The 12,086-nt window shown below is 52.8% G+C and carries 14 protein-coding genes and 1 tRNA gene; all 15 read left to right on the forward strand.

Annotated elements, in window-relative coordinates:
* The first annotated feature begins 7 nt into the window (after nucleotides 1–7).
* Complete coding sequence (gene rpmF / locus EYZ66_RS06680; protein ID WP_009575461.1) at nucleotides 8–187, forward strand: 50S ribosomal protein L32; 180 nt, start codon at nucleotides 8–10, stop codon at nucleotides 185–187.
* Between the two features lie 59 nt (nucleotides 188–246).
* The gene (fabD, locus tag EYZ66_RS06685; RefSeq protein ID WP_009575460.1) at nucleotides 247–1,194 is read left to right on the forward strand and encodes an ACP S-malonyltransferase; all 948 of its coding nucleotides are present in this window, start codon (nucleotides 247–249) and stop codon (nucleotides 1,192–1,194) included.
* The gene (gene fabG, locus EYZ66_RS06690; protein ID WP_009575459.1) at nucleotides 1,191–1,925 is read left to right on the forward strand and encodes a 3-oxoacyl-ACP reductase FabG; all 735 of its coding nucleotides are present in this window, start codon (nucleotides 1,191–1,193) and stop codon (nucleotides 1,923–1,925) included. The genes fabD and fabG overlap by 4 nt, the downstream gene beginning before the upstream one ends.
* Before the next feature lie 104 nt (nucleotides 1,926–2,029).
* Nucleotides 2,030–2,266: an acyl carrier protein gene (gene acpP / locus EYZ66_RS06695; protein WP_009575457.1), complete on the forward strand. Its 237-nt coding sequence runs from the start codon at nucleotides 2,030–2,032 to the stop codon at nucleotides 2,264–2,266.
* A 100-nt stretch (nucleotides 2,267–2,366) separates the two neighbouring features.
* Nucleotides 2,367–3,608 (forward strand): beta-ketoacyl-ACP synthase II, encoded by a 1,242-nt coding sequence (gene fabF, locus EYZ66_RS06700; protein WP_009575456.1) that lies wholly within the window; start codon nucleotides 2,367–2,369, stop codon nucleotides 3,606–3,608.
* Nucleotides 3,609–3,614: 6 nt separating this feature from the next.
* Nucleotides 3,615–4,448: an aminotransferase class IV gene (locus EYZ66_RS06705; RefSeq protein WP_040816391.1), complete on the forward strand. Its 834-nt coding sequence runs from the start codon at nucleotides 3,615–3,617 to the stop codon at nucleotides 4,446–4,448.
* Nucleotides 4,448–5,437, forward strand: a complete 990-nt coding sequence (mltG, locus tag EYZ66_RS06710; RefSeq protein WP_009575453.1) for an endolytic transglycosylase MltG — start codon at nucleotides 4,448–4,450, stop codon at nucleotides 5,435–5,437. Before EYZ66_RS06705 ends, mltG begins: the two co-directional genes overlap by 1 nt.
* A 9-nt stretch (nucleotides 5,438–5,446) precedes the next feature.
* Entirely contained in the window at nucleotides 5,447–6,085 is a 639-nt protein-coding gene (gene tmk / locus EYZ66_RS06715) for a dTMP kinase (protein WP_009575451.1), read from the forward strand.
* Complete coding sequence (locus tag EYZ66_RS06720; protein ID WP_009575449.1) at nucleotides 6,085–6,990, forward strand: DNA polymerase III delta prime subunit; 906 nt, start codon at nucleotides 6,085–6,087, stop codon at nucleotides 6,988–6,990. The genes tmk and EYZ66_RS06720 overlap by 1 nt, the downstream gene beginning before the upstream one ends.
* A gap of 27 nt (nucleotides 6,991–7,017) precedes the next feature.
* Nucleotides 7,018–7,374, forward strand: a complete 357-nt coding sequence (locus tag EYZ66_RS06725; protein WP_009575447.1) for a PilZ domain-containing protein — start codon at nucleotides 7,018–7,020, stop codon at nucleotides 7,372–7,374.
* Nucleotides 7,374–8,432 (forward strand): beta-N-acetylglucosaminidase domain-containing protein, encoded by a 1,059-nt coding sequence (locus EYZ66_RS06730; protein WP_009575444.1) that lies wholly within the window; start codon nucleotides 7,374–7,376, stop codon nucleotides 8,430–8,432. Before EYZ66_RS06725 ends, EYZ66_RS06730 begins: the two co-directional genes overlap by 1 nt.
* Nucleotides 8,433–8,562: 130 nt before the next feature.
* Nucleotides 8,563–8,647 (forward strand) — tRNA-Leu (locus EYZ66_RS06735).
* Nucleotides 8,648–8,705: 58 nt separating this feature from the next.
* A complete protein-coding gene (gene tig / locus EYZ66_RS06740; RefSeq protein WP_009575442.1) occupies nucleotides 8,706–10,034 on the forward strand; it encodes a trigger factor in 1,329 nt (442 codons plus the stop codon).
* 26 nt (nucleotides 10,035–10,060) lie between these two features.
* On the forward strand, nucleotides 10,061–10,663 hold the full coding sequence (gene clpP / locus EYZ66_RS06745) for an ATP-dependent Clp endopeptidase proteolytic subunit ClpP (RefSeq protein WP_009575440.1): 603 nt from the start codon (nucleotides 10,061–10,063) through the stop codon (nucleotides 10,661–10,663).
* A gap of 98 nt (nucleotides 10,664–10,761) precedes the next feature.
* Nucleotides 10,762–12,054, forward strand: coding sequence for an ATP-dependent Clp protease ATP-binding subunit ClpX (gene clpX, locus EYZ66_RS06750; protein ID WP_009575439.1), 1,293 nt, complete (start codon nucleotides 10,762–10,764; stop codon nucleotides 12,052–12,054).
* Nucleotides 12,055–12,086 lie beyond the last annotated feature (32 nt).

Consider the following 12,086-nt stretch of genomic DNA (forward strand, 5'->3'; position numbering starts at 1 on the left):
TAGTGTTATGGCAGTTCAAAAAAGTAAAAAGACTCGCTCGCGTCGCGGTATGCGTCGCTCGCATGATGCGCTTTCGGGTCCAACCTTAAGCGTTGACTCGACCACCGGTGAGACGCATCGTCGTCACCACGTTTCTGCTGATGGCTTTTATAAAGGCCGCAAAGTCGTAGAAACCTCAGAAGACTAATTCTGACTGCGGCGCTCAACGCGCCGCAGTCCCCTCGCTAAACCGTTCGGGTTGAATTTATGACCACCTTAACTGCTTTCGTGTTTCCTGGGCAGGGTTCTCAGGCGCCTCAAATGTTGGCAGACTATTATCAGCAGTCTTCTATTTTCAAAGACACCTTCGTGGAAGCCTCTGACGCATTGGGCTTTGACCTCTGGGATCTCATTGCCAGCGGAGATCAAGAAACCCTGAGTTTGACCGCGAACACGCAACCCGTGTTGCTTGCTGCTAGTGTGGCAATTTATCGCGTGTATGAATCGATGTGCGGTGTGAAGCCGGCATTGATGAGCGGACACAGCCTGGGCGAGTTCTCAGCACTTACTGCAGCGGGCAGTATTGCACTGGCAGACGCCGTGCGCCTCGTTCGTCGTCGCGGCGAGTTGATGCAAGCCGCGGTTCCGGCTGGTGTAGGCGCGATGGGCGCGGTGATTGGCCTGGATGATCACGTCATCGTTGAAACCTGTCAGCAGGTAGCGAGTGATACGGGCTTAGTTGTCGAGGCCGTCAACTTCAATGCACCAGGGCAGGTTGTTATTGCCGGACATAAAGAGGGCGTGGCCGCTGCCGAAACGGCGCTGAAAGGTGCCGGTGCTAAGCGCATTATGCCATTGCCGGTGAGTGCCCCGTTCCACACTTCATTGATGGAAGCCGCCGCTCAAGCCTTGGGCGAGTCTTTAGCCGCCATAGAAATACATTCTCCAGCCGTTGGTGTGGTTCACAACGTGAGTGCCGAGACTGAAGACGATCCCGCCGTGATTCGTGAGTTGCTGGTGAAGCAGCTGTACAGCCCCGTGCGCTGGACGCAATGCGTACAGTCGATGGCGACCAAAGGGGTTCAATGCTTGGTTGAATGCGGTCCGGGCAAAGTATTGTCGGGCTTGGGCAAGCGAATCGATAAAAATTTAGCATGCGTCAGCTTGAGCAGTTATGAGGCTCTAGAGACTTACGCGGCAGAGGTACATGCATGAGCGAACAAAAAATTGCATTGGTTACGGGTGCGTCGCGCGGGATTGGCGCGGCTATCGCGGATGCCCTGGTCGCAGCGGGTATGATTGTCGTAGGCACCGCGACCAGTGAGAAAGGCGCGGCGGCCATTGATGATCGCCTAGCGGCTTCAGGCGGTGCGGGGCTGGTGTTAAACGTGACCGACGAAGCGAGCGTCAATGCCTGTTTAGAAGCGATCAAAGCGCGCTTTGGCGTGGCGACGGTGCTGGTGAATAACGCTGGCATTACCGCGGATAACCTGCTGCTGCGCATGAAAGATGACGAGTGGTATAGCGTAGTCGATACCAACTTAAATGCATTGTATCGGGTCTGCAAAGGTGCCGTAAAAGGGATGACTCGTGCTCGCTGGGGGAGAATTATCAATGTCTCTTCGGTGGTGGGTCGTATGGGTAACGCGGGGCAATCCAACTACGCTGCAACTAAGGCTGGGGTAGAGGGTTTTACTCGGGCCTTGGCGCGCGAATTAGGCTCAAGGAATATTACGGTGAACGCAGTCGCTCCTGGGTTTATCGAAACGGACATGACGGATGCTCTGGGCGACGATGCCAAGGGTACGCTGTCAGCACAGATTCCGCTGGGGCGACTCGGTGGAGCAGATGAAGTAGCGGCTTTGGTGGCATTTTTAGCCAGCGATGGCGCTGCCTACATCACAGGGGAAACCATTCAGGTTAATGGTGGAATGTACATGGGTTAATGCTTTTTTTAAAAAAGTGTTACCCAGTCTACAAAAACAAGGTAAAATCGCCACTCGAGCAGTGGTATGGCATCAAAGTCAAAACTCAGGAGTGATTAAAAATCATGAGCAGTATTGAAGAACGCGTAAAAAAAATCGTAGCAGAACAGTTAGGTGTTAAAGAAGACGAGGTTTCTAACGAAGCATCATTCGTGGAAGATCTTGGTGCAGATTCACTCGACACTGTAGAGCTGGTTATGGCGTTGGAAGAGGAATTCGAAACTGAAATCCCTGATGAAGAAGCCGAGAAAATCACGACGGTTCAATTGGCGATTGATTACATCAATACCAACCTAGCTTAGGTTTCAAAAGCCCAAGCAGGAAGCCGCAACTAGAGACTAGTGCGGCTTTTTTTATGGGTGTCAATACGCTTTTGGTGTTCAAAAAACGGCGGAGATAGGCATGAAAGGTAGACGAGTCGTAGTCACGGGTATGGGTATGGTTAGCCCCTTGGGACACAACGTTAAGGATACTTGGAACGCATTGTTAGCGGGCAAAAGTGGTGCTGCACCCATCGAGACTTTTGCGACCGAGGCTTTTTCAACCACATTCAGCGCCAGTGTGCGAGGCTTGGATACAGATCCCTACATTCCAGCCAAAGATGCGCGCAAAATGGACGTGTTTGTCCAGTACGGCATGGTTGCTGGTATTCAGGCCTTTGAGGACAGCGGGCTGGAGATTACCGACGAAAATGCCCCCAGAGTCGGATGTGCTATTGGCTCTGGCATCGGCGGTATTGGAGAGATCGAGAAAAACTCGCTTTTGGTCGCTGAACGCGGGCCCCGTCGCATCAGTCCATTTTTTGTTCCCGGATCCATTATTAACATGATTTCTGGGAACTTATCCGTCAAGTACAACCTGCAAGGGCCGAATATCGCGATCGTAACCGCCTGTACCACGGGTACACACAATATCGGCATAGGCGCGCGCATGATTAGCGCGGGAGATGCTGACGCGATGTTGGTAGGCGGCGCCGAGATGGCGACGACCCCAGTTGGCTTGGGTGGTTTTGCAGCGGCGCGAGCCCTATCGACGAGAAACGATGACCCCTCTGCAGCGTCGCGGCCCTGGGATAAAGACCGTGATGGCTTCGTTCTAGGCGACGGCGCTGGCGTTTTGATGCTGGAAGAGTACGAGCATGCCAAAGCGCGTGGTGCAAAAATTTATGGAGAAGTCGTGGGCTTTGGTATGTCGGGTGATGCCTACCATATGACTCTGCCACCCGAAGATGGCCGCGGCGCCGCGGCGAGTATGCAAAATGCATTGAATGATGCGGGTGTTCCAGCCGATCAAATTGCCTATATCAACGCCCATGGCACGTCGACACCGGCCGGCGATATTGCTGAGACTCAAGCGGTAAAACAGGTGATGGGCTCGCATGCGAGCAAGGTTGCCGTAAGCTCTACCAAATCGATGGTAGGCCATCTGTTGGGTGCCGCGGGTGCGGTTGAGGCTATATTCTCGATCCTGGCCTTGCAAGAACAGGTTGCACCGCCGACGATTAATTTAGACAACCCCAGCGAGGGGTGTGATCTGAACTACGTGCCGCACAGCGCGCAAACATTTGTTGGTCGTTACGCATTGTCCAACTCGTTTGGGTTTGGCGGTACCAACGGAACCTTGGTTTTCGGCAAAGTCGAGTAGCCTCTGGTGAGCTGGGTGCTTGTTCACGGCTCGGATCGTCAAACCCTAGCGCCAAACGACCGGGCGGCGCTTTACGGCGACGCCTTATTTGAAACTCTGCTGTGGTCGCAAACGCATCTCGTCTTGGCGCCTCTGCATTGGCAGCGCTTACTGTCAGGCGCAGCGCGACTTCAAATCACCTTGGACCCCCAAGTGCTGCAGGCGTTTGTTACAGATATTGAAGCAACACTCAAAACCCAGGCGTCAGACAAATTCTGTGCGGTGAGAGTCAGTGTTCATCGCTCGGTCGATGCGCGTGGCTACGCGTTCAGTGATCAGACCACTCCGGAGTTGGTTTGTTTAATTAACACTGCGCCGATGTCCAGTCCTAGGCCTGTTGATCTGGGTGTGAGCCCGATACACTTGGCCCGCCAGCCACTGTTAGCTGGCCTAAAGCATGCTAATCGATTAGAGCAAGTCATGGCTTCGCAGTCCTTAGCGGATCAGGGTTACGAAGACGGCCTGATGTGTCTAGAGACGGGGCCAGTGGTGTGTACGACGCGCGCCAACGTGTATGCCTTGATTGACGATGTTTGGCATACGCCCTTACTTAACGACGCTGGAGTGGCCGGAACCCGAAGAGCTTGGTTCCTGCAAGAGAGTGAGCAGGGATTTTGGCAGACAAAAGAGAGCGAGCTGACGCTGGATCAACTGTATCAAGCCGATGCCGTCATGATATCCAATGCATTGCGGGGTTTTCAGGAGGTTGGGTCGATCGCTGGACGTCCGCTTCGAGCCTCGCCCCAAATAGCACGCGTCAAACAGCGCTATGCTGATGCGCTCGCCCCGGAGGCATGCTGATGCGCAAATTGATCGCGCTCGTGCTCGTCACTGTCGTGACCAGCGTTGTTGTGGGTGCACGATGGTGGTACGGGACGACGACCTGGACCGGGCAGCCACAGGTGTTGGTCGTAGAGCAAGGCGCCAGCATGGGGCAAGTCGCGGACACTTTGGCGCGCCAGGGCATGGTGACAGCACCCGCGCTATTTGCGTTTATCGGACGACTGACGGGTGCTGATCGCGGTATTCGTGCGGGTCACTACCAGATAGAAGAAGCCATGAGCCCACGTGCTCTGATGCGTCTGCTGGTGTCAGGTGAGGCACACAGCTACAAAATCACTCTGGTAGAGGGTAAAACGTTTAAGGAGCTGTTGTTGACTGTTCAAGGCCATCCTCATGTCCGGTCGGAGCTGGATGGGGTCGACGACCCGTGGATTGCCAAAACGTTCGCAGAAGTGAATGGTCCTGAGGGATGGCTGTTTCCGGACACCTATTATTTTTTGGCCAATACGACCGATCAAGCGATCATTATGCGCGCGTATCAAGCGATGCTGAGTACCCTCGATCAGGTCTGGGAGAATCGAGCCGAGAACTTGCCAATATCGACCCCGTATCAGGCGCTTATCTTAGCCTCCATTATCGAAAAAGAGACGAGTCTCGGGTCTGAACGAGCCGATATTGCCGGAGTTTTTATTCGGCGACTGCAAAAAAGCATGCGGCTACAGACCGATCCGACCATTATTTATGGTTTGGGGGAACGGTATCAGGGCGACATCACTCGCGCGCACCTTCGTGACAAAAATAATATTTACAACACCTATCAGCATGGCGGTTTGCCTCCAACGCCTATCGCTTCGCCAGGTCGAGCGTCGCTGGAAGCAGCGGTAAGACCCAAGCAGGGTACTGCGCTATACTTTGTGGCCGACGGCGAGGGCGGCCACGTATTTTCCGATACCTTGGCGGAGCATGAGCGCGCCGTCAGGGCGTATCTGAACAAACAAAAGCAATAAAGGTAGGTCATGCGAAAAGGCTATTTCATCACGTTTGAGGGTGGCGAGGGAACCGGCAAAAGCACTCAGTTAGCGTTAGTCAAAGAGGCGCTAGAGCAAAGAGGTATTAAGGTTTGTGTGACTCGCGAGCCAGGCGGCACTGAATTGGCTGAAGAGATTCGACGCGTGTTGCTGAGCCCCCGCAATGAGACTGTAGATCCGACGACTGAGCTCTTGCTGATGTTTGCGGCCAGGGCTCAGCATTTGGCGCAAGTGATTTTGCCCGCTGTTGATCGGGGTGAGTGGGTCTTGTGTGATCGTTTTACCGATGCCACGTACGCCTATCAGCAGGGTGGGCGGGGTGTAGATGAAGACAAAATTGCGATTTTAGAGCGTTTGGTCCAAATGGGTTTCAACCCTGACCTTACGCTGTTATTTGATGCGCCCATAGAGATCAGCCTGCAGCGTATGCGAGATCGAGGAGCGCTGGATCGTTTTGAGCAAGAGGGCTTGGAGTTTATGAAGCGCGTGCGCTCGACGTATTTAACAAGAGCGAGGGTCGAATCCGAGCGGTTTCGAGTTATTGACGCGACGGCGACTGTCGATGATGTTCGTGCATCGGTGAATTTACATCTCGAACCACTCGTGAACGCCTGGGTGTCAGTTTGATGGCCACTGTTTTAAGCTGGCACAAACCCGTATTGCAGGAGTTGGCTGGTCGGCGCCAGTCAGAGCGACTGCCACATGCAATGCTTCTGACGGTGGGTTCGGATCCCGAAGCCACGGCTCTGGCTGCTGCATTGCCCCACTTTATGTTGTGTGACAATTACAACGCGTGCGGGCTTTGCCGCGCCTGCCGATTGCTGGAGCAGGGCGCTCACAGTGATTATCACCGCTGCCAGCCTGAGGGCTCGTCTAAGGTGATCAAAGTCGATCAAATTAGGACGCTCTTGAGCTTTGGGGCGAAAACGGCAAACTATGGTGCCGGCAAGGTGTTAATTTTGGCTCCAGCCAGTGCGCTGAATCGAAACGCAGCGAATGCGTTGCTGAAATTTTTGGAAGAGCCGCCAGCCAATACCTACCTTTTTTTGATTTCGTCCCGTACCTCACAGTTACCGGCGACTGTCATGAGTCGCTGCCAGAAGCTTACGGTCGCTAGACCCGATCCAACTCAGGCGCTCGAGTTTTTACAAAACCGAGGCTTATCTGACCAACGGGCGCATGCGCTGCTCCGGTTAGCAAGTAACGAACCGCTCTTGGCGATAGAAATCGAAGAGAACGATGCCGCTGACGCCTTGATAGGTGCGGTGAGCGTCGCCGAGAAGGTGTTGGCGGGCGAAGCCACCGCCAGAGAGCTCGGACAAGCCGCTCAGGGTCTCGACGCACATTTGTTGCTTATGGTGTTAATTGTCAATGCGCATCAATTTGCCGTGGCTGCGGCGAGCAAGAATACGCTGAATGCTCGCTTGCTACAGTGGCATAAAGCATTGGTAGAACTGCAAGGCACGTATCACCGATCGCCTAACATCAATATCCCCTTGGCCTTAGAGCAACTTTGTGTAAACATCCGCTGAGTTGAGGTCGAGATGAACGGAAGGCACATGGCAAAAAAGGCGATACCTAGCAGCGGACAAGGTTTGCTGTCGCTGACGATCAAAGAGCAGTCGGTGCTTTACTCTGCGTATATGCCATTTTTGCGCAACGGCGGATTGTTTGTGCCCACCACTAAGAACTACGCCATTGGTGATGAAGTGTTTATGTTGCTGAATCTAATGGATGAACCTGAAAAAATCCCTATCACGGGTCAGGTTGTGTGGATCACACCCAAACAGCCGCAAGGAAACCGCGTCGCGGGTATTGGCGTTCAGTTCAGCGACCAAGACTCTTCGGTCAACGAGAAAATTGAAAAGTATCTGGTTGGCATATTGCGCTCTGACCGTCCCACTCACACCCTGTAATGTCGTCTGCACGGCCCCGATTCGTTGGTGTTATCGAGGGTTTCTACGGTCGCGCTTGGACGCAGAGCCATCGGAATCAAGCGGCGTCTTGGTTTGTTGCGCTGGGATTTAATACCTACATTTACGCTCCGAAGGCACAGACTTATCTTCGGTCTAAGTGGCGACTTCCTTTTCCTGACACAGAGCTAGAGTTGCTTGATGACATGGCGCGAGCCTACAGGGCAGCGGGGCTGAAGTGGGGTGTCGGATTGTCACCCTTAGGGGTAAACCAGGGGTTGAGTCAAGCTGACAAACGGGCCTTGCGCAATAAGCTTCAAGTCATTTCAGATCTCAAGCCCGATATCATTGCCGTGCTGTTTGATGATATGAGTCACAGCACCGTAGACACTGCATCCCGTCAGCTCGATTGTTTGGCGGAAGTGGCGCAGGCGTTGCCCCAGACGCATCGTATGGTTTGTCCCACCTACTACTCCCCCGATCCTGTGTTGGAAAAAGTCTTCGGTCCCATGCCCCACGGCTATATCGAAGAATACCAAGCGGGTCTTAGCGATGATACAGGGGTGTTTTGGACAGGCCCGAGTGTTTGCTCTGAGAGGGTAAGCGAAGCGGATGTTCAGATCGCCAAACAGCTGTGGGGCGAGACTCTCGTACTGTGGGATAATTATCCAGTGAATGACGGGCGTCTTAGATCACAGCATTTGTACCTGAAACCATTGTCCGCTCGCTGCTCCAATTCGCGTCTGCAGGGTCATTTGTGTAATCCCATGAATCAGTTGCATTTGTCTTTGCTCGGCTTATCCGGTTTGTCAAAGTTGTACCGCCTAACGCCTGAGAGCTCGGTTGTTGAAGTTCTTCGGCAAGCGCTTGGTGCAGACTTTATCGGCTGGTTGTTGACTAAGGCGGATCAATTTGAGCATACTCGTTTAGATGACCTGTGCCCTAGCGAGGTTGACAGCCTGCGGCAGTCACTGCGGGAATTTGCTGGTCAGGGCGCCCGAGAGTGCTTGGATTGGCTCGCTGGTGGGTATCGCTTCGATCCCGCTTGCCTGACGGAATGAGCCCACGATCGAAAAAATAAAAATTTTCACCTCAACAGTGCGTTGGTGTGTTGAATGGACCCATTCACTGTGGCACAATCGCGGCCCTTGAGTGATTTGCTCGTTACAACACGAGCGTGTCAAACAGTATGCGGAAGTGGCGAAATTGGTAGACGCACTGGATTTAGGTTCCAGCGCCGCGAGGCGTGAGAGTTCGAGTCTCTCCTTCCGCACCATACAAAGTTCTAACATACGGCTATTGCTCTGACAGCCGCCGTTTCTAGAGGAAAAACAATGCAAGTATCACTCGAAACGACCTCAGGTCTTGAGCGTCGTTTGACTGTCGGTGTACCCGCGCAGCGTATCGAAGATGAAGTCAACAAGCGTTTGCAGCAAGCGTCAAAGAATGTCCGTCTCGATGGTTTTCGCCCAGGCAAAGTGCCTTTCAAGGTTATTCGTCAGCGCTTTGGTGAGGGTGTTCGTCGCGAAGTGATCGGCGAAGTGATGGGGCAGACGTATCAAGAGGCGATTATGCAAGAAAAGCTGCGCCCTGCGGGTCAGCCGTCGATTGAGCCAAAGCAGTTAGACGCTGGTAAAGACCTTGAATACGTTGCAACCTTCGAAGTGTTTCCCGAAGTCGAAGCTCGCGATCTGAAAGAAACCACGATTGAGCGACACGTTGCAGAAGTGACAGATGAAGATGTGGATAACATCATCGAAATTTTCCGCAAGCAGCAGGGTAGCATGCAAGAAGTTGAGCGTGCGGCCGCTGAGGGCGACACGGTTATCATCGATTATCTCGGTAAAAAAGATGGCGAGCCCTTCGACGGCGGTGCCGCGAACGACAGTTCTTTAGAGTTGGGCTCGGGTCGTATGATTCCGGGTTTTGAAGACGGTATCGTTGGGCTGAAAGCAGGCGACGAAAAAACGCTAGAGCTGAGTTTTCCTGAGGACTACCACAACGACGATTTGAAAGGTGCAGCGGTCACGTTTGATATCACCGTTAAAGCCGTCAAAGAGCAAGTCTTGGCGCCGATGGATGAATCGCTGTTCGAGCAGTACGGCGTAACGGAAGGTGGCGAAGAAAAATTCCGAGAGGAAATCGCGGGCAACATGAAGCGCGAGTTGAAAAACGCCGTTACAGCGTCTGTGAAGAAGCAGGTTATGGATGCGGTTCTCGCGACTTATGAAGACGTGGCTGTGCCCAAAGCATTGGTTGATCAAGAGATCAAAGCCATGCGTCAACAAATGTTTCAGCAATTCGGTGGCGCGCCAGCGCAAGGCTTGGATTTAGAATCTTTGCTACCCGCCGAGATGTTTGTCGAGCGCGCGGAGCCTCGCGTCAAGTTAGGTTTGGTTTTGGCAACCCTGGTGTCTGAATATAACATCAAGCCTGACGCGGATCGCGTGCGTGAAACGATTGAGGAAATTGCTTCAACCTATGAAGATCCTGAAGAAGTGGTAAATTACTACTATAGTAACCAGGAACAGCTTAACGCGATTGAAAACCGCGTCTTGGAAGACCAAGTGGTCGAGAAGCTTCAAGAACAGCTGAAGGTTGAAGACAAAGCGTGTAGTTACCAAGAGGCCATTAGCGCAGGTCAGGCAGCGAACGCAAACTAATCCTTGAACTAGACGGAGAGTAGTTTATGCAAACGGTAGAGAACCTGGGTTTAATTCCGATGGTAGTGGAGCAAACCTCTCGAGGTGAGCGCTCTTACGACATCTACTCGCGTCTATTGAAAGAACGCGTCATTTTTGTGGTGGGCCAGGTGGAAGATCATATGGCTAACCTGATCGTGGCGCAGCTTCTTTTTTTAGAATCAGAAAATCCCGATAAAGATATTCATCTGTACATCAATAGTCCCGGCGGCTCGGTGACTGCAGGCTTGGCGATATACGACACTATGAAGTTCATCAAACCCGATGTCACAACGACATGTATGGGTCAGGCGGCTTCTATGGGTGCGTTCTTGTTATCGGCCGGTGCGAAAGGTAAGCGTTATTGTTTGCCTAACGCGCGCACAATGATTCATCAGCCCAGCGGTGGCGCACAGGGTCAGGCCACAGACATCGATATTCAAGCCAAAGAGATATTGATTATTCGTGAGCGTCTCAATCGTTTGATGGCGGAACACACGGGTCAGCCTATCGACGTGATCGAGCGTGATACCGAGCGTGATCGCTTTATGAACGCCGAGCAGAGCAAAGAGTACGGCCTAGTTGACGAGGTCGTCAGCTCTCGCACTTGATCGCTATCTGACACCGAATACGTGTCAGATAGACTTGCAAAACCGACGAAAACCCATCATCGTACGTTGAACGACTTGTACTCACGCTAGGATAACGAATGGCGGACAATAAAATGCCCCCAAAAGACGATAACGCAAAGCTTCTGTATTGCTCCTTCTGCGGCAAGAGCCAGCACGAAGTGAGGAAACTCATCGCGGGGCCTTCGGTGTTCATTTGCGATGAATGCGTGGACTTGTGTAATGACATTATCCGCGAAGAGATTCAAGAAGCGGCCAGCGCAGAATCCAGCGATAAGCTGCCGGTGCCCAAAGAGATTAACGCCATCCTTGACGAATACGTGATTGGTCAGCAGCGCGCTAAAAAGGTGCTATCGGTAGCGGTCTATAATCACTACAAGCGGCTGCGCCACGGACAGTCAAGCTCCGATGCAGTGGAATTGGGCAAGAGCAACATCCTGTTGGTAGGGCCTACCGGTAGCGGTAAGACCTTGCTTGCCGAGACCTTAGCGCGACTGTTAGATGTACCCTTTACGATCGCAGACGCGACGACGTTGACTGAAGCGGGGTACGTGGGCGAAGACGTTGAGAATATTATTCAGAAGCTGCTTCAGAAATGTGACTACGACGTCGAAAAGGCGCAAGTCGGTATCGTCTATATTGATGAGATCGATAAAATTAGTCGAAAATCGGACAACCCGTCGATTACTCGGGATGTGTCTGGAGAGGGTGTGCAACAGGCCCTGTTAAAGCTTATCGAGGGTACCGTTGCGTCAGTACCTCCCCAGGGTGGACGCAAACACCCACAGCAGGAGTTCCTGCAGGTAGACACTTCTAACATTTTGTTCATATGTGGTGGCGCGTTTGCCGGTTTGGACAAAGTCATCACCAATCGTTCGGCGAAAGGTGGTATTGGGTTTAATGCCGAAGTGAAGGGTAAAGAACAAAAGAAAGAGTTTGGCGAGATCCTGTTCGACTTGGAGCCCGAAGATTTGGTGCATTACGGCTTAATTCCCGAGTTTGTGGGTCGTCTTCCTGTGATCGCCACCTTGGAAGAGCTGGATGTCGAGGCTTTAGTTCAGATCTTGACCGAACCGAAGAACGCCCTGACCAAACAATACAAACGTTTGTTCGAGATGGAAGGGGTAGAGGTCGACTTCCGTGAAGACGGCCTGCAGGCAATCGCGAAGAAGGCGATGGAGCGAAAAACTGGCGCCCGCGGGCTGCGGTCGATCTTAGAAGCCGTTTTGCTGGATTCGATGTACAGCATTCCCTCACGCGACGATGTCGTGAAGGTAGTGGTCGATGAGTCTGTGATCAACGGCGACTCTGAGCCTTTGCTGGTCTACCAAAACAATGAACCCGCGCCCAAGGTGAGCTCGGCCGAGGATTAATCGTACCTCGCTCTTGCATTTTGGCGTAAGGT

The organism is Aequoribacter fuscus (assembly GCF_009910365.1).
Lineage (GTDB): Bacteria > Pseudomonadota > Gammaproteobacteria > Pseudomonadales > Halieaceae > Aequoribacter > Aequoribacter fuscus.

Excerpts from the sequence above, each read along its gene's own strand:
- mltG (WP_009575453.1), top strand. The coding sequence starts at position 4,448 with ATGCGCAAATTGATCGCGCTCGTGCTCGTCACTGTCGTGACCAGCGTT.
- acpP (WP_009575457.1), top strand. The coding sequence starts at position 2,030 with ATGAGCAGTATTGAAGAACGCGTAAAAAAAATCGTAGCAGAACAGTTA.
- EYZ66_RS06720 (WP_009575449.1), top strand. The coding sequence starts at position 6,085 with ATGGCCACTGTTTTAAGCTGGCACAAACCCGTATTGCAGGAGTTGGCT.
- clpP (WP_009575440.1), top strand. The coding sequence starts at position 10,061 with ATGCAAACGGTAGAGAACCTGGGTTTAATTCCGATGGTAGTGGAGCAA.
- fabG (WP_009575459.1), top strand. The coding sequence starts at position 1,191 with ATGAGCGAACAAAAAATTGCATTGGTTACGGGTGCGTCGCGCGGGATT.
- clpX (WP_009575439.1), top strand. The coding sequence starts at position 10,762 with ATGGCGGACAATAAAATGCCCCCAAAAGACGATAACGCAAAGCTTCTG.
- EYZ66_RS06730 (WP_009575444.1), top strand. The coding sequence starts at position 7,374 with ATGTCGTCTGCACGGCCCCGATTCGTTGGTGTTATCGAGGGTTTCTAC.
- tig (WP_009575442.1), top strand. The coding sequence starts at position 8,706 with ATGCAAGTATCACTCGAAACGACCTCAGGTCTTGAGCGTCGTTTGACT.
- EYZ66_RS06725 (WP_009575447.1), top strand. The coding sequence starts at position 7,018 with ATGGCAAAAAAGGCGATACCTAGCAGCGGACAAGGTTTGCTGTCGCTG.
- rpmF (WP_009575461.1), top strand. The coding sequence starts at position 8 with ATGGCAGTTCAAAAAAGTAAAAAGACTCGCTCGCGTCGCGGTATGCGT.
- fabF (WP_009575456.1), top strand. The coding sequence starts at position 2,367 with ATGAAAGGTAGACGAGTCGTAGTCACGGGTATGGGTATGGTTAGCCCC.
- tmk (WP_009575451.1), top strand. The coding sequence starts at position 5,447 with ATGCGAAAAGGCTATTTCATCACGTTTGAGGGTGGCGAGGGAACCGGC.
- fabD (WP_009575460.1), top strand. The coding sequence starts at position 247 with ATGACCACCTTAACTGCTTTCGTGTTTCCTGGGCAGGGTTCTCAGGCG.